This is a genomic window from Gordonia sp. 11cp (assembly GCF_057767225.1).
Genome location: NZ_CM173437.1, coordinates 2,291,084 through 2,306,763, shown reverse-complemented (window position 1 = coordinate 2,306,763; position 15,680 = coordinate 2,291,084). Strand labels below are relative to the sequence as shown.

The 15,680-nt window shown below is 64.6% G+C and carries 16 protein-coding genes and 1 pseudogene; 10 read left to right on the top strand and 7 right to left on the bottom strand.

Annotated elements, in window-relative coordinates; genetic code table 11:
* Positions 1-144 precede the first annotated feature (144 nt).
* Positions 145-2,472: a DEAD/DEAH box helicase gene (locus AC3B6C_RS10225; protein ID WP_014925150.1), complete on the top strand. Its 2,328-nt coding sequence runs from the start codon at positions 145-147 to the stop codon at positions 2,470-2,472.
* Entirely contained in the window at positions 2,465-3,016 is a 552-nt protein-coding gene (locus AC3B6C_RS10220; RefSeq protein WP_035718080.1) for a hypothetical protein, read from the top strand. The genes AC3B6C_RS10225 and AC3B6C_RS10220 overlap by 8 nt, the downstream gene beginning before the upstream one ends.
* A 34-nt stretch (positions 3,017-3,050) precedes the next feature.
* Here the strand turns inward: AC3B6C_RS10220 and AC3B6C_RS10215 are convergent, their stop codons facing one another.
* The 7 genes and pseudogenes from AC3B6C_RS10215 to AC3B6C_RS10185 form a co-directional block, all read right to left on the bottom strand.
* Positions 3,051-3,422 (bottom strand): Rv3654c family TadE-like protein, encoded by a 372-nt coding sequence (locus AC3B6C_RS10215; protein ID WP_488375909.1) that lies wholly within the window; start codon positions 3,420-3,422, stop codon positions 3,051-3,053.
* Positions 3,419-3,811: a TadE family type IV pilus minor pilin gene (locus tag AC3B6C_RS10210; protein WP_488375908.1), complete on the bottom strand. Its 393-nt coding sequence runs from the start codon at positions 3,809-3,811 to the stop codon at positions 3,419-3,421. Before AC3B6C_RS10210 ends, AC3B6C_RS10215 begins: the two co-directional genes overlap by 4 nt.
* A complete protein-coding gene (locus AC3B6C_RS10205; protein WP_010844247.1) occupies positions 3,811-4,071 on the bottom strand; it encodes a DUF4244 domain-containing protein in 261 nt (86 codons plus the stop codon). The genes AC3B6C_RS10210 and AC3B6C_RS10205 overlap by 1 nt, the downstream gene beginning before the upstream one ends.
* Positions 4,072-4,219: 148 nt before the next feature.
* Positions 4,220-4,594, bottom strand: coding sequence for a VOC family protein (locus tag AC3B6C_RS10200; RefSeq protein ID WP_488375906.1), 375 nt, complete (start codon positions 4,592-4,594; stop codon positions 4,220-4,222).
* A gap of 34 nt (positions 4,595-4,628) precedes the next feature.
* Positions 4,629-5,231 carry a type II secretion system F family protein gene (locus tag AC3B6C_RS10195; RefSeq protein ID WP_488358759.1) on the bottom strand — a complete coding sequence of 201 codons (603 nt, stop codon included), beginning with the start codon at positions 5,229-5,231 and terminating at the stop codon, positions 4,629-4,631.
* Between the two features lie 11 nt (positions 5,232-5,242).
* On the bottom strand, positions 5,243-6,097 hold the full coding sequence (locus tag AC3B6C_RS10190) for a type II secretion system F family protein (RefSeq protein WP_488375905.1): 855 nt from the start codon (positions 6,095-6,097) through the stop codon (positions 5,243-5,245).
* Positions 6,094-6,288 (bottom strand): annotated as a pseudogene (locus AC3B6C_RS10185) (TadA family conjugal transfer-associated ATPase); the annotation flags it as partial. The gene AC3B6C_RS10190 and the pseudogene AC3B6C_RS10185, both read right to left, overlap by 4 nt.
* A 168-nt stretch (positions 6,289-6,456) precedes the next feature.
* On the opposite strand from AC3B6C_RS10185, the gene AC3B6C_RS10180 reads away from it, so the two are divergent.
* The 8 genes from AC3B6C_RS10180 to AC3B6C_RS10145 all read left to right on the top strand — a co-directional run bounded on the left by AC3B6C_RS10180 (position 6,457) and on the right by AC3B6C_RS10145 (position 15,680).
* Positions 6,457-7,188: a hypothetical protein gene (locus tag AC3B6C_RS10180; RefSeq protein ID WP_455410505.1), complete on the top strand. Its 732-nt coding sequence runs from the start codon at positions 6,457-6,459 to the stop codon at positions 7,186-7,188.
* A 64-nt stretch (positions 7,189-7,252) separates the two neighbouring features.
* Positions 7,253-8,491: an ImmA/IrrE family metallo-endopeptidase gene (locus tag AC3B6C_RS10175; protein ID WP_455410506.1), complete on the top strand. Its 1,239-nt coding sequence runs from the start codon at positions 7,253-7,255 to the stop codon at positions 8,489-8,491.
* Between the two features lie 9 nt (positions 8,492-8,500).
* A complete protein-coding gene (locus AC3B6C_RS10170; protein WP_455410507.1) occupies positions 8,501-9,712 on the top strand; it encodes a tyrosine-type recombinase/integrase in 1,212 nt (403 codons plus the stop codon).
* Positions 9,693-12,014 (top strand): tyrosine-type recombinase/integrase, encoded by a 2,322-nt coding sequence (locus tag AC3B6C_RS10165; protein ID WP_488375903.1) that lies wholly within the window; start codon positions 9,693-9,695, stop codon positions 12,012-12,014. The genes AC3B6C_RS10170 and AC3B6C_RS10165 overlap by 20 nt, the downstream gene beginning before the upstream one ends.
* Entirely contained in the window at positions 12,011-12,409 is a 399-nt protein-coding gene (locus tag AC3B6C_RS10160; protein ID WP_488375902.1) for a DUF6262 family protein, read from the top strand. Before AC3B6C_RS10165 ends, AC3B6C_RS10160 begins: the two co-directional genes overlap by 4 nt.
* Positions 12,410-12,621: 212 nt before the next feature.
* A complete protein-coding gene (locus AC3B6C_RS10155; protein ID WP_455410509.1) occupies positions 12,622-12,852 on the top strand; it encodes a hypothetical protein in 231 nt (76 codons plus the stop codon).
* Positions 12,849-13,790: a DNA-methyltransferase gene (locus AC3B6C_RS10150; protein WP_455410510.1), complete on the top strand. Its 942-nt coding sequence runs from the start codon at positions 12,849-12,851 to the stop codon at positions 13,788-13,790. Before AC3B6C_RS10155 ends, AC3B6C_RS10150 begins: the two co-directional genes overlap by 4 nt.
* Before the next feature lie 36 nt (positions 13,791-13,826).
* Positions 13,827-15,680: an AAA family ATPase gene (locus AC3B6C_RS10145; protein ID WP_488375901.1), complete on the top strand. Its 1,854-nt coding sequence runs from the start codon at positions 13,827-13,829 to the stop codon at positions 15,678-15,680.

The following is a 15,680-nucleotide window of genomic DNA, read 5'->3' as shown; positions in this document are numbered from 1 at the left end:
TCATGTTCGGCCCCCCAGCGATAGTCACACGAACCAAAGTGAGTGAAAACCTCGTCAAACTTCAGATCAACGACATCAGCCGGTAACATCGCCGCAGGTCAGGGACCACGCAGCGACACTATTTCGAAGAGTTGTCACCAGAAGATGCAGTACTCCACATTCGGGACAGGGCTGCTGGCCCGGACCCTCGCGGGTTCCGACGCCGACCCCTCCCCTCTCACTCACCTGTCGGTAATCCCGTCGCGCTCAGCATCTTTCGACGACTGGCCGGAGTGGGTGCCGCAAGCTCTGATCGACGCCTATGCCGACAACGGCATCGAGAAGGTGTGGACTCACCAGGCGCGCGCGGCCGACGCCGCATTCCACGGAAATCATGTCGCTATTTGCACGGGTACCGCCTCAGGCAAATCGTTGTCGTATCAAATGCCCATTCTCACCGCTTTGCTGAACGAAAAGAATGCGACGGCGCTATACCTCGCACCGACAAAAGCACTCGGCGCCGACCAGATCCGGGCGGTGTCGTCGATCATCGCCGGACGGCCGGAGTTCGGGCATCTGCAGCCGTGCGCATACGACGGCGACACCGACCCCGAGATCCGTCAGTGGGCGCGCGCCCATTCACGCTGGATCTTCACCAACCCCGACATGTTGCACATCGGGATTCTGTCCCATCACCACCGCTGGCGGCAGTTCTTCCGGCATCTCCGATTCATCGTCGTCGACGAATGCCACCACTATCGTGGGGTGTTCGGGTCCCATACCGCGTTGGTGATGCGGCGATTGCTGCGCATCGCGCGGGCGGCCGGCGCCGATCCCATCGTCATCGGGGCGAGCGCGACGGTCGCCGAGCCGGCAGAGGCGCTGGGCAGGCTGATCGGCGAGCCGGCCGTCGCGGTGACCGAAGACGGATCTCCCCGCGGCGAGCGGACCGTCGCCCTCTGGGAGCCCGACTTCCTGCCCGTGGTCACCGGCGAGAACGGCGCACCGGTCCGCCGTTCGGCCGGCGCCGAATCCGCCCGCCTGCTGGCCGATTTCGTGGTCGAAGGGGCTCGCACGCTGTGCTTCGCCCGTAGCCGGCGGGGTGTGGAACTGACGGCGCTCAGCGCGCGGCACCTGTTGTCGCAGAGCGCCCCCGAGCTCGAGTCCCGGATCGGCGCCTACCGGGCGGGTTATCTCGCCGACGATCGACGGCGTCTCGAGAAAGCCATCTCCGACGGGGAGCTGCTGGGCGTGGCCACCACCAATGCGCTCGAACTCGGCGTCGACATCAGCGGGCTCGACGCCGTCATCGTCAGCGGTTATCCCGGGACGGTCGCCTCGTTCTGGCAGCAGGCGGGGCGGGCGGGGCGCCAGCGCGAGTCCGGCGACTCGCTCGTCGTACTCGTCGCGCGCGACGATCCGCTCGACACCTACCTCGTCCACCATCCCGAGTCGCTGCTCGGCAAACCCGTCGAGGCCACGGTCACCGACCCCGCCAACCCGTACATCCTGGGTCCGCATCTGCTGTGCGCCGCCATGGAGAAACCGCTGTCGGACAAGGAGATCGACGCCTGGAACGCCCGCGACGTGGCGCACGACCTGGCGAGCGAAGGTCTGCTCCGCAAACGCAAGTCCGGGTGGTATGTCACCGCCGGGACCGAGCCCCACGCCGACGTCGACATCCGCGGCGGGATCGGCGGACAGGTCCTCATCGTCGACACCACGACATCGCAACTGCTCGGTACGGTCGACACCGGTCGTGCCATGTCGACCGTGCACCCCGGCGCCGTCCACATCCACCAGGGCGAAACCTATCTCGTCGACGAACTCGACCTCGACGACGGTCTCGCGCTGGCCCACCCGGAGGATCCGGACTGGACGACGTCGGCGCGGGAGACGACCGACATCACCATCACCGCCACGCTCGCGAGCCGACGATTCGGTCCGCTGACGGTTGCGTTCGTCGAGGTCGACGTCACGCACCAGGTCGTCGGGTATCTGCGCACGTTGCGGACCGGCGAAGTACTCGACGCCGTCGAACTCGACATGCCCGAACAGACACTGAACACCCGCGCCGTGATGTACACCCTCACACCGGAGTCGCTGGCCGACGCCGGAATCGACGAGACCCGGTTGCCGGGCTCGCTCCATGCCGCCGAGCACGCGGCGATCGGCCTCCTTCCACTGGTGGCGACCTGCGACAGATGGGACATCGGTGGTCTCTCCACCGACCTCCACCCCGACACCGGGCTGCCGACGGTCTTCGTCTACGACGGCTACATGGGTGGCGCCGGTTTCGCCGAGCGAGGGCACTCGGCTTTCCTGACCTGGATCGACGCCACCCGCGACGCCGTCGCCAGCTGTGGTTGTGAGAGCGGCTGCCCATCGTGCGTCCAGAGTCCCAAATGCGGCAACGGTAACGATCCGCTGGACAAGAATGGCGCAGTAGCCGTCCTGGATCTTCTCCGTCGGGAATACTTGGCCCATGCATGACGAGGCATCCGACCGGGGGACACATACCTATCGTCAGGTCACTCGACCCTCCCGGGCCTTCTTCTTGCTCGCCCGACCAACGCAGAACACCGACCAGTTGCCGTCCTCCATCGGCGAACGCGATGTGTTCTTCTCCGAGGAGGAGGCACTCGACGCCCTGGACCTCCACTACGCGTGGTGCGCCGCCCGTTCCGGAGGATTCACCGACGTCGTGACGACAGCGCAGTGGTACCTCCAGACGGCGATGGTCGGCCCGCGGGTCACCGCGTCACTCGGCGAGGTCTACCTGGCGTCGTCCGATGCGCAGTCCGGCGAGACGTGGGCAGCGGCAGGAGGTTTCCTCACCGAAGGAGAGCTCATCCACTGGTCGTCGTTCGTTCGGGCCGCCCGGACGTGGATCCCGATGAACACCGGCACCGATGCCTTCGAACTCGCCTACCGCGGTGACACCGACGTGCACTTCCACCAATTGTGGTTTGCTCCCATGCAATCCATCCGGGTGTATCCCAAACGGATCTCGGTGGACGCGGACGGGCGCGGCTAGGTCCGGCGTCAGCAGTCTCCGACCCGACATCGACTCAGCCGACGGGTCCCGCCCGGGCCTGTGCCGTCGCGTCGTTCGTACCGAAGCTCCCGAGTTCGACCGGCACCCGTACGGTCACCACCACGTCCTCCCCGACGATGCGGCACCCGACGAGTTCGGCGCCGGAGGATTGCCGCCCGGCCAGGTCTCGCGCGGACGCACACGGATCCACCTCACCGGCGACATGATCGATTGCCGCGGCCAGCGCCGACAGATCGGCAGCCGACTGGGCCCGATGACGCGCCAGCACAGCACCCCCGACGTAGATCACCATCACGAGGACACCGGCCAACGCCGCGATCACGAACGCACCCAGCACCGTCGCGTGACCCTCGTCGTCGGCGACCAGACCCCGACCGGCCCTCACGGTCCGACCCCGGGTGCGAACACCACCTCGTCGGCACCTGTCGGCTCCTTCGCCGCCACTGCCCGCGCCGAGATCGTCAACCCCGGCAGCATCGCCACGTCTGACCGGACCTCGACGACGACATGCTCCTCCGAGGCCGAGATCGACACCCGGGCATCGTCTCCGGCGAGCTGTTGCGCAGCCTCTCGCGCCGCGGCATCTCCCGCGGCGGACAATCGCGCCACCTCGCGCGCCGCGTCGGTGCATCGGATCTGCGTGGTCACCGCGGCGATGGCGCCGACGGCGATCAGTACCATGACGACGATCGCCGCGACGGCGTACGCGGCCTCGACGGTCACCATCCCCGATTCGTCGGCGACGAAGCGTCTCAAGCGATTCCGACGACTCATCAGCCGACCGAGGTGTTGAGCGCCTTTCCGATGATGCCGGTCAACGCACTCACGATGTTGTCTCCGGTGACCACGGTATAGAGGATCGCACCGAAGGCGGCCGCGGCGATCGTCCCGATCGCGTACTCCGCGGTCGACATTCCTTCCTCGTCGGTCATGAGTCTGGTCATGTGTGCGCCGAGACGTCCGATCGTGGCGCCGCGATCGTGCCCCGCAGCGGCAGGGGTGTCGTCGTGAGTCCGGAACATGATGCGTGACATGGTCTCTCCTGGGAGTCGATGGAACCGCGGGAAACGGTGTTGCAAGTACTTGCGGTGTTACAGCTACTTGGACGCACCGCGTCCCGGTTCGGATCCCTCGGATTTCGAGACCATGCCGGGCCTGCGGGCAGACCCGGCCGGAGGTCGGCTACGAGGTCGTCCACACCCCGAGTTCGTTGCCGCTCGGGTCCGTGAAATGGAACCGGCGGCCGCCGGGAAACGCGTAGGGCCCGTTGACGATCTCACCGCCCGCGGCACGCACCTGCTCCGCGGTGGCGTCCAGGTCGTCGGAGTAGAGCAACACGAGCGGGCCACCGCGAACGGCGGCGGTGTCGCTCGTCGCGAGGCCACCGACCTCGGGCAGATCCGGGCCGCCCGGATTCACGATCCCGGCGTACGCGGGCCCGTAGTCGTTGAACTCCCAGCCGAACGCCGCGGCGTAGAAGGCCTTCGCCTCGGCGGCGTCGGTGACGGTGAGTTCGATGTAGTCGATCGCGTGGTGTCGAGATCCCGAGTCGCTCATGGAGGCCATTGTGCGTCGGTGTACCGACAGTGCGTCAGACCGAACCCAGAACCGTCGAGGCGAGCCCGACGACGACCGGGACGATGCCGAGGCAGATGAACGCCGGGAGGAAGCACAGTCCGAGCGGGCCGCTGATGGCGACACCTGCCCGCTCCGCGGCCGCGAGGGCGTCGTCGTGCGCCCGGCGCCGCACGTCCTCGGCGAGTTCGGCGAGTCCGCCCGCAAGTGACGAGCCGGCCCGCGCCGAACGGCGGGCCATCGCGGCGAGCGCATCGAGATGGTCGTCGGACGACTCGCCCCCGTCGGTGAGGACCGACCATGCCGCGTCCGGATCGGCCCCGAGTTGCAGCAGGTCCGCGACGTGCGCGAGTGGGCCGGCCATCGAGGCCGGCGCGCGTTCGGCTACCACCGACGCCGCGGTCCCCACCGGCAACCCGGCGCGCAGGCACACCGCGAAGAGGTCGAACGACGACGCGATCGCGAACGGGTCGTCGGGGGCGGGCCCGGCACCCAGCCACCGCGGCGTGCGAGCAGGGGGTGTCGGCGGCTCGGTCACGCGATACAACAGCCACCGGGGCGCGGGCCAGATCCACAGCGCCGCGGCGAGCAGGACCGCCGAACACGCCGCACCCGTCATCCCACCGGGGGTCAATGCGCCAGCACCTTTCCGGTGATGCGCTCCGACCAGCCGATGCCCGCAGCCACCAGGCCGCACCCGGCCATCAGCAGAATGCCACCCAGCCCTCCGCCGAGGAGGACCTGGATCGGTCCCGCACCCGTTGCCTGTCCCAGCGCTATCCCCAGGAGCGGCAGACCGGCCAGGACCGCTGCGGTCGCCCGTGGCCCCGACAGTCCGGCCCGGGTTCGATCGGCGAAACCCCGCCGGGCCTGCAGATCCGAACGCACCGCACCGAGGAGGTCGACCATCGGCAGACCGCGATCGTCGGCGGTCTGCCAGGCCACTCCGATGCGACGCCACGACTCCCCGTCCGTTTCCCCGCCCACGCGGACGTCGGCCCCGGACGCCGGGTCGATCACCGAACCGCCCAGTGCGGCACGACAAGCCATCGCCTCCAGCCCGTCCGCGATCCCGGTCCCGGAGCCCGCATCACCCGGATCACGACGACGGAGTTCGGCGACCGCGACCTCACAGGCCCGCACCGGCGGTGCGCCGACCGACAGTTCGGCGATCATCAACGACAACGCGAGAAGCAGTTCGTCCATCCGGCGATCACGTCGCTTCTCGGCCCGTCGCCGTCGGCGGACCCACAGCACGATCGTCACGACGATCCCCGCCGCGACGGCGGCCGGTAACCCGCCCACCAGGAGGGCACCGAACGGCGCCGTCATCGGGAGCAGCACGGCCGGTGTCGACGACCACGCAGGTGCGGTGTGTCCGCACACCGCGAGGAGCCGGGGGGTCGCCCGAGGCGGTGCGGACATCAGCACCGCGACACCCGCGGTGCCCAGCACCAGTGCGACCGCGGCCGGCGTCGACATCATCGACCATCCCCCGACACCGGCCCACCGGCGGCGACCAGCGCGTCGAAGTGTCGACGATCAGCGGTGAACCCCCTGTCGCGCAACCAGATCGGCACGATCGTCACGCGCCCTGCGTCGTTCCGGCGAACGACCCCGATCTCGACGAGACCTCGTGTGCCGCCTGCGTTCCGTGCCACCCCGAGTACCACCTGCCCAACTTATCTGGGGTTGAGACCAAAACTGGTGGCAAATCGGTGCGATACCAGACTATTCCCCGTGGGTTACATGTAACCTATTACCCATGCGTGCGCCATCGGACAGAGAACTACTGCGGCGTGTCACCACGACCAATGGAGGGTTAGGGGGTAAATTTTTGCCCCATGGAACTACACGACGATCCGGTGCGGATGCTGCTGAAGTTTCGCGAGCAGCACGAGTTGGTGTTGGGCGAGCTTCATGGCGACATGGTCGCCCGCGCCTCAGAGACCGATATGCGATTCGAGGACCAGGGCGAGCCTCGTCGTATCATTCGGTCGGCGTCGCTTCTGGAAACCGTGCTCAAGTCGCGGGAGCGACGGCAGACCAAGGAGTCCACGCTTCAGGCTCGGGGAAGCTACGGATTCTCGATGGTCCTCGAGGACGGACACGGCACCGTTGTACGCACGAAGTTGTTTCCGCGCGGCGACGATGGCGAGCGACTCAGACCAGTCCCGTATCTTCCTGGGCGTCAACCGACCCGGCGGCCGGACGAGCAGCAGCTGAGCTTCGAGGACGAGCTCGGCGAGCCGTTTGGAGTGGACGACCCGATGGCGCCTCCGCCGGGGTTCGGGTTCTACGTGCTTTGGTGGCCCGGCAGCCTGGGGCTCGGTGGTGCGGAACTCGCTGCGGGGTGGGTCAAGAACAAGATGGAGCCGGTCCTCTACGCGACCCTTCCTCTACCCGATGCCATCATGGAAGTTCGCGACGCTTCTTCGGCTGCGCCTGGGATCGCACCAACTCCGTTGGTGGCGGCATCGACGGCCGGCAAGGGCAAGAAGCCTCGTCGCATGGACGACGACTTCGATTCGGTCGTAGGTCCAGAGGAAGCTGCCCCGCCGCAGTCACCGTCCTAGGTGGCCGCGTGGAGGGTGGGCCGCGGCTCCGAGCGCGGCCCGATGATGTTGAATCGAGCACACGATGATTGAAGTATTTGGTGCACGAGTCAGGCAGGCCCGGGTGTTGCGGCGAATGTCGGCGACATCGGTGTGTGAGTCCATGGGGTGGAGTCCCAACCGGCAGACGAAACTAGAGAAGTCCTCGATTCTATGGTCCACGCCGGAAGAGGTCGAACTTTTCTCTGCCCTGTTTGGCTTTCCTGCAAGGTTTTTCAGTACCGAGCCTCGAACGCGGCTTACAGCCGGGGAGTTGTTGTTCCGCGCGCCCAAGTCGATGACGAAGGGTGAGCAAGAGTTCTTGGCGGTGTTCGCATCACTGGTTGGTGACATCCTGGGTGATCTCGATGACCACTCGACGCTCCCGCCTGTTCGGGTACCGGCAATTCAGGGCGGCCCGTCCGCGGGAGTCCCCATTGCTTTGGCGGCGCTACAGCTTCGCGAGGCGATGGGGCTTGAGGCTGATGAGCCTTTCGACGATCTGATGTATGAGGCGGAGCGTGTGGGCGCGCCCGTCATTGTGCGCCGTCGAGAGCGTGGTGAGTGGGATGGGGAGTTCGCAGCGTCAGCTGCGTACGCGCGTACTGAGCGGCATCTGGGTTATTCGAGCTGGGTCGGTGAGCATCGTGATCGGCCACTTGTGGTGCTTCGGGAGTCCGAGTCGTGGGAGCGAACTCGTTTCACGGTGGCTCATGAGTTGGGGCACTTGGTCTTACATAGCCGGACTTCCTGTGTGGTGGGTTCCGATCAGGAAAATGAGGCCGACCGGTTCGCCGCAGAGCTTCTAGCACCTATTGCGGCGGTGGCAACCGAACTACCCTCGATGATGTCGCTGCTGAACCTCAAGCCGCTCAAGGACAAATGGGGAATATCGCTGGGTGCCTTGATCCGCCATATTCGTGATGCACGTCTGATCGATCCGGTCCGCGCCGAAATGCTGACCAAGCAGTTGTACTCGCGGGTCAACCCCGATACGGGGCACACGTGGGGTGTGACGGAGCCGGGTTGGCAGGATCGCCAACCTGAGCGTCCGCGACTGGTCAGCAAGTTTGTGGGTCGCTGCTATGGGGCGGTTTCGTTGGGAGAGTTGGCAGCCCAGGGCACCACTGCTCTGCCGCTCGACGTGCTTGATTGGATTCTGGGGACGCAGCGTTCTGCGCCGTCGGTTCTTAGGCCTCAGAGCGCGAGCGCTCCGCGTCGACCGGACGTGACGTATGGCGCAGCTGATGTAGTGGCGCTTGATTCACGTCGTCACCGGGTGTGAGGCGTTGCGGTGGCCAGAGTGCAGCGATTGACGTTTCCTGATCGGACGCACTCGGTCACTGTCGTCGGCGCCGACCGGTTACCCGTGCCGCAGGCCCGCGAGTACCTGCGGTTTCTCGCCGGTGAGGGCGCGTCTCCCAATACGGTGAAGTCCTACGCGTACGGCCTGGCTGCGTGGTGGACGGTCCTGGAGCACACCGGTCATGCGTGGGATGACTTTCCCACCACGCTGTTCGGCGAGTTCCTTCGCTACCTCCGCAGCGGTGATCTCCCAGACACGGCGCGGATTGGTCCACCGGCCGACGATGCCGGTATGGCCGATTCGTCTCTTCAGCCTCGCGGCGCGGCAGTGCTGTCGATGTATCGGTACTTCGCCGACGCCCATGACCTCACCCGGCCCTATCGCAGGCTCTACTCGTCCCACGCCCGCACCGCACGTCGCAATCCATATTCGCCGTTCCTGACAGGAGTCGGCCCACAACAGACACGCGATCAACCCATCTACCGGCGTCGGGCACCCAATCGAGCAGAGACACCAGTCCTGCTGCCGGGCCAAGTCCTTGCGATCCTTGACGCCTGCTCGATGCAGGCTGAGCAAGGCTGGTCCGGGAGCGCCTCAGGTTTGCGCGACCGGCTACTATTCGCAGTTCTCGCGGAAACGGGGATGCGCCTGGGAGAAGCTTTGTCTCTGCGCCACCACGACTTTCACATCAGCGGCGGTGACACTCCATATGTGCAGATCGCGGGCCGAAACGACCACCCACACGGCGTGCGGGCGAAGTCAGGTGCACGTCGAATCTACGTCGGTGACGACCTGGTCGGTCTCTACAGCGAGTTCGTGTGGCAGCTGATCGCTCAGGGAGCCGAGGTCGCCGTCACCGACCTTTCGACACACTTCGTGTTCGTGAACCTCGCCAGAGGCGAGCGGTACGCAGCGATGCGCCCCGAGACCGTGTACGACAAGGTCAACACCATCAGCACAGCAAGACCTGATGTGCCAGAGCAATGGACACCACACTGGTTTCGGCACACGCACGCAACAGCACTACTCCTCAACGGCGTCCGCGAGCACGTCGTCATGAGACGACTGGGGCACGCCGACGTGCAAACAACTCTGTCGATCTACGGATGGGTGACCGAGGACGCCGAAATGCGTTCCGTCGCAGAGTGGAAGAACTACGTCGCGGGGTGGAAGGGACTGCATGACAACGGACAGGAATAGACCATCTGGCTCGCGGGCACGCCGCCCCGCCACTCCTGGCCTGGAACTGACCGATCTGGTGTGGGGTCGCGAATGGGCACGAGTGCCCGAGAAATGGCGCACGCTGCAGTACAGCATCGACACTGGCCCGGCGAACACAGTGTTCCTGCAGAATCAGCGCTACATGACAGCCAACCGCGCCGCCGAGTTCCACGACTTCACACCATCGTCTGTGCCGCAACGGTTCTGCGACGAAATTGCCTGGTGGGTATGGCTCTGCGGACACGAAGGAATCCGCAAGATCGAACCGTCACTGTTGAAGTGGTGCGGTCGCGCGCTCGAAGCCGCCGTCGCGGAATACCTGGCCACACACCATCGCGAACCAACGAGCATCGCCGACCTCGACGTGGCACCCCTGATCCGCCATGCACTCATCGGATTTGAACGTCGCAACCAGCGACTACCCAGCACCGGCGCCCGCCGCAACATCACCCACCTGATCGAGCAACTCCACCTCTACGTCTCTGTACGCTGCACAGCGAAACCTTGGTGGGCCCACGATGTGTGGGACCTACGCGCCGACCCGCGCATCCCCGTACGAGAACATGAACCCACCCACGACAAGTCAGTCCGACTCAGACCGATCGAACCGGTTTGGTTCCGCGAAGGCATCAGATTCTGGCTACGCACCTCGCTGACCGGCGAACTGCTGCGCTGGTCATCGGTGACCGAGCGTGCCCGCGACGCCGCCCGCCACCTCGGTCCGTTTCTGGCCTCCCACGGGATCGACGACCCGATCATCGCTGACAACCGTGCATCGCTGCGCCAGTTCTTCTCCGACTTCTCCGACTACCTCGCGTCACCAGATGCCGGATTCAGACCAGATAAACCACTGTCGGACAGCGCAATCGATGCAACCCAGTCTCAAACTCAGGTGTTCTACACGTTCATGGCCGACAACGCCGACGAAGCAGCGCTGGCGACCGGCAACAACGGATGGGCGGCGCTGACCGACTCACACACCCGGCTGTGGGGGCCGGCGTTCAAAGGCCGCCGAGGAAAGAACCAGCGTGAGCTGACGTGGTTCTCCACCTCCGAGCTGCAGCAGATGCTCTGCTACCTCGACGTACTCGCCGGTGATCGCGGAGTGCCCGTCGCCATCACTCACCCCGACTCGACGATCTCCCTGGTCGACGGCCTCGGCGACCCTCAAGCAGCCCGCACTTGGCTTCTGCAGGCACTGACCGGTCGGCGGGCATCCGAGATCCTGATGCTCGATTTCGACCCTCTCCTGCCGATTCCGGGCCAGGAACGCCCCAACGAGTCTGACGACCCTGACGCATTCGTGGCGAAGCTGAGATACCAGCAGACCAAGGTCGACGGGGTCCTACCGACGATTCTGGTCGAACAAGCAGTCGTCAACGTCATCCACGAACAGCAGACATGGATCAAACGTCGCTACCCGGAAATGACGCCGAAGTACTTGTTCCTCGGAATAAGACACCAGCATCAAGGGCAGCGTCCACGCACCTACCATTCCTACCGCGAGAAACTGAGCAAGCTCGATAGGATTCACGGTCTCACCGACACCGCAGGACTTCCACTGCGGTTCTCCCAGACGCATCGGTTGCGGCACACCCGCGCCACAGAGCTACTCAACGATGGTGTACCCATCCACGTCGTACAGCGCTACCTCGGGCACGCCTCACCGGAGATGACGCTGCGCTACGCAGCCACGCTCGCGGCCACTGCAGAGGCAGAGTTTCTGCGACACAAGAAGATCGGCGCCGCCGGGGTGGATATCGGTATTAGCCCCACCGATATCTTCGACATGACCCAACTGTCCCAGCGCACCGACCGGGTACTGCCCAATGGGGTCTGTCTACTGCCACCTCTGAAGACCTGCGACAAAGGCAACGCGTGCCTGACCTGCGGACACTTCGCTACCGACGCAACACATCTCGACGAGCTGGAGGACCAGCGCACCAAGACGCTCACCCTCGTCGACGTACGGCGCCGCCAGTACCTCGACCGCACCGGCCGCGAGCTCACCGACGACAACGTCTGGATCCACGAACGTCGCCGCGAGATCGCTTCTCTCGACGCAATCATCGAGCGCCTGCACACTGACGCGGCAGCCGACAGTGACGGCCGGAGCGTCAGCGGAGCCGGTACCGCAAACCGGTCGCCGCTGCTTCAAGTCAAGACCCGAGGAAGTCACGAGTCCGTGCTGCGCAAGGCCGAAGCCGCTTCCGCAGACACGACCCCAAGTCCCGATCCCGCGACCTTTGATCCCGGCGACCGTTCAGGTGAGTCCCAGTGAGCGCACCGAAGCCTCCCCCGCCAGGGGAGAAAGCGCAGCGCGGTCTCGCCCGCTACCGCGACACGGTTGCTGCCACCAAACGCCGAGACATCGACAAAGCACTCCGGGACCTGCGCAAGTCCAATGCACCGATTACGGTCGCGGCCGTCGCTGCACGGTCGGGTGTCTCCCGCAAGACCATCTACAAGCACAAGGACGTCGTAGCAACGATCGACCAATATCGTGTCACCCACCGTACGAACTCTGTTGCCGACCCCAGCAGTCGTGATCCGGCGATCGTGGCGGCACTACGCCGCAAGATCGCAGCGTGCGAGGCCGAGAATAAGCAACTGAGATCTGTCATTGCCGATCAGAAACAAACGATCGAGCTGCTGTACGGCCAACTCGACCGTTAGCCGTCAGGACTTTCACCACTTCGTCGAACGGGACGAGAAAGGTTCGGTGGCTCATGACCGCTCACTTCACTGAGCACATTGCGTTGCGCTGTGACTTGCGACACGCCCGTGGCCCCCTTTGTCGACTATAAGACGTCTAGACGTCTATAGTCAGTGCCCATAGCTAAGCTCACTCCCGCTACGCCACAACACGAATTCGGAGGTCGGCCACGATGACAAACAGTACCCGCAGGGGGCCAGGCGTCGTCCGCGATGCGATCATCAGGGTGTTTGAGGCCAAGAAGACAGAGCTCACCGTAGCCGAGCTCCGCGAAGCTGTCTGCGCCGACCTGCAGACCGAGGTCCCGGCGTCGAGCGTGCGGTCGTATCTGAACATCAACACGCCTGAGAAGTTCTCGCGCACCGGCAGGGGCCGCTACACCCTCAACAGGGCAAAGCGATGAGCCCAACGAAGACGAAGGACACCGAGACTCAGCCGTTCCGAACCGGGCATACCGAACTGCATACGGCCGATTGCCTGGACTGGCTCGGCAACCGCGCAGAGAAGTCCATTGCGGCCGTGGTGACTGACCCGCCCTACGGCCTGCACGAATACAGCGACAAGCACCTCGCGAAACTGCGTGCCGGCAAGGGCGGCGTATGGCGCGTACCCCCCTCCTTCGACGGCAACCAGCGTGCACCACTGCCGCGCTTCACCACAATGTCTGCATCCGACCTGGCCGCGCTGCACGAGTTCTTCACCACCTGGGCGACAACCCTTTTTCCGGCCCTACTTCCCGGAGGCCATGTCATACTCGCTTGCAATCCTCTTGTCTCGCCATATATTTCGATGGCGCTGAACAAAGCGGGACTCGAACGTCGCGGCGAGATCGTGCGCCTCGTACAAACCATGCGCGGCGGTGACCGGCCGAAGAATGCCCACGAGGAATTCGACGATGTCTCCGTCATGGCTCGCGCGCAATGGGAACCATGGCTTGTCTACCGTCGGCCTATCGAAACACGCACTGTCGCCGATAATCTCAGGAAATACAAGACCGGTGGACTACGACGGATCAGCGACGCCCAGCCGTTCGGGGATGTCATTCGTTCGAGCCCGACTCCCAAGAAGGAGCGCGAGATCGCACCACACCCGTCACTCAAACCGCAATCCTTCTTGCGGGCAGTGGTACGGGCATCGCTGCCGTTGGGCGAGGGTATCGTGCTCGACCCGTTTGCGGGGGCTGGGTCGACGTTGGCAGCCGCAGAAGCACTGGGCTACCAATCCATCGGAATCGAACGCGACCCGGTCTACGCGGAACTCGCGAGAGGCGCCATCGCTAAACTGTCGCAACTCGCCGTTCCTGGCGCTGAAAACGTGAGCGCACCCATACCATCCACCTAGCATCTCGCCCCACCTTGCTGGTCTAGTGTGCTCAATGTGGCGGACATCGACGAGCTGATCTTCGGCGAACTCATCGGCAACCAACGCGGCATCGCTGACACGCAGAACTGGCGCTACCGAGTCCTCATGGCTATCGCCGACTGCGGCGCGCATGGGTCGACCGACCATGAGCTCGACGAACGCCTCAAACCACCCGGCGGTGCGAGTAACATACGGCCTCGCCGCGGTGAATTGCTACAAAACGGCTACATCGAGGACTCGGGGACCAAGCGCAAGACCCGATCCGGTTCCCCGGCGACAGTCTGGAGGCTCAGCGCCGGAGATCAGCCAGTTCTTACTGTGGCATACACCTCCAGTGACTGCCTTCTTGCGGCCCAGGTGGCGCAGAGCGCATCGGGCGGTCCACCGCTGTCGAGCAGCGACCGGGCACGCGGCGAACGACTTCGTGCGCGGTTGGCCTTGCTTGGTCGCATCGCACGGCTCGCTACCAACGACATGGATCGCCCGGTGTCGATCGAAGCCCCGGCGCCGGGACCGATCGCGATCATCCTGACAAGACCCGAGAGCGGCGCCGCTGGCTTTCGACTGGCCGTCTCCCTCGATGATCAGGGCATGCGGTTGCGAACAGAGATCGACAGGGCGGACACGGCATCACCGAAAGCAAACGAGCGTGCCCAACGTTTCCGGCGAGCGTTGGCGGGGCTTCCGGCCGGTGATATCGATACGCTGGACGCACTACGGCAGGACGGCTGGGTCTTCACCATTTCCACGCCCAACGGCACGTCAACGCAGTCCGCTTCCTCGCACGATTGGGTGGCAGACTTAGCCGCCGACCCCGCCACCACCGGTGGCGTCGAGTTGCTTGTCGACCCGCAGTCACTGGACGCGGCTGGCGCATCGATCGCTGACCAGTTGCGCAGACATCTGCAGTTCATCGTGCCGCTCGACAGCGCGGCGCAAGGGACTGCGCACGACCCGATCCAAACACTCGTTGACGACCTTCTCTGGGACGAAGGTCGTGCACGCAGGCTCGTCGCACTCACTGGTAGAGCGCGACAACTACTCTTCTCCGGCCCACCCGGGACCGGCAAGACCCTCGCCGCACGCAGACTTGCCACAGCCATGACCGCACCCACGCGGATCAAACTTGTCCAGTTCCACCCGACCTACGCCTACGAGGACTTCGTCGAAGGAATCCGACCGGTCATGGCAGCCAACAACCCCAACAACGGCGACGCAGATGGCACAGAGAACAGTGATGGCGCAACGCAATCGACAACATCACAGGCCGACCCAGCCAACAGCGCCCTTCGCTACGAACTGCGAGATGGCATCTTCAAAACGATCGTAGCTGAGGCTCAAACCAATTACCCTGCACCGTATTTCGTGATCGTGGACGAGATTAACCGCGCCAATCTCCCCCGCGTCTTCGGAGAACTCCTCTTCGCACTGGAGTACAGAGGCGAAGACAACACAGTCAGCCTCGCCTACAGCAACGATAGGTTCTACATCCCCGACAACCTCTGGCTGATCGGGACAATGAACACGGCCGACCGGTCAGTGTCGTTGCTCGACGCAGCAATGAGACGGCGTTTCAAGGAGGTTCAGTTCGGAGTCGACTACGCCGCGATTGAACGTTGGCATGACCGCTACACCACGAAAGCGCTCGGACTCGAGGCTTCTGGCCGGCTCCGAAGCCTCAACGACCAAGTCACAGAACTACTCGATGATGACCGGGTGATAGGCCACGCGTTCCTCATTCGAGCTGATCTCGCCGACGTTGGTTTCGAGACCATCTGGGACGAGGACCTCGAACCCGTGCTCCGCGACCACCTACTGGGTCGCACCGATGACCTACCGGACCTCCGAAATGCCTTCCTGAGTAGTTAG

Bases quoted from the DNA above. Each gene is read 5' to 3' on its own strand.
- AC3B6C_RS10190 (WP_488375905.1), bottom strand. From the start codon at position 6,097: ATGATGTCGACGCCGGCCGCGGTCGCACTGGTGCTGGGCACCGCGGGT.
- AC3B6C_RS10155 (WP_455410509.1), top strand. From the start codon at position 12,622: ATGACAAACAGTACCCGCAGGGGGCCAGGCGTCGTCCGCGATGCGATC.
- AC3B6C_RS10150 (WP_455410510.1), top strand. From the start codon at position 12,849: ATGAGCCCAACGAAGACGAAGGACACCGAGACTCAGCCGTTCCGAACC.
- AC3B6C_RS10180 (WP_455410505.1), top strand. From the start codon at position 6,457: ATGGAACTACACGACGATCCGGTGCGGATGCTGCTGAAGTTTCGCGAG.
- AC3B6C_RS10200 (WP_488375906.1), bottom strand. From the start codon at position 4,594: ATGAGCGACTCGGGATCTCGACACCACGCGATCGACTACATCGAACTC.
- AC3B6C_RS10175 (WP_455410506.1), top strand. From the start codon at position 7,253: ATGATTGAAGTATTTGGTGCACGAGTCAGGCAGGCCCGGGTGTTGCGG.
- AC3B6C_RS10205 (WP_010844247.1), bottom strand. From the start codon at position 4,071: ATGTCACGCATCATGTTCCGGACTCACGACGACACCCCTGCCGCTGCG.
- AC3B6C_RS10225 (WP_014925150.1), top strand. From the start codon at position 145: ATGCAGTACTCCACATTCGGGACAGGGCTGCTGGCCCGGACCCTCGCG.
- AC3B6C_RS10195 (WP_488358759.1), bottom strand. From the start codon at position 5,231: ATGACGGGTGCGGCGTGTTCGGCGGTCCTGCTCGCCGCGGCGCTGTGG.
- AC3B6C_RS10220 (WP_035718080.1), top strand. From the start codon at position 2,465: ATGCATGACGAGGCATCCGACCGGGGGACACATACCTATCGTCAGGTC.
- AC3B6C_RS10210 (WP_488375908.1), bottom strand. From the start codon at position 3,811: ATGAGTCGTCGGAATCGCTTGAGACGCTTCGTCGCCGACGAATCGGGG.
- AC3B6C_RS10165 (WP_488375903.1), top strand. From the start codon at position 9,693: ATGACAACGGACAGGAATAGACCATCTGGCTCGCGGGCACGCCGCCCC.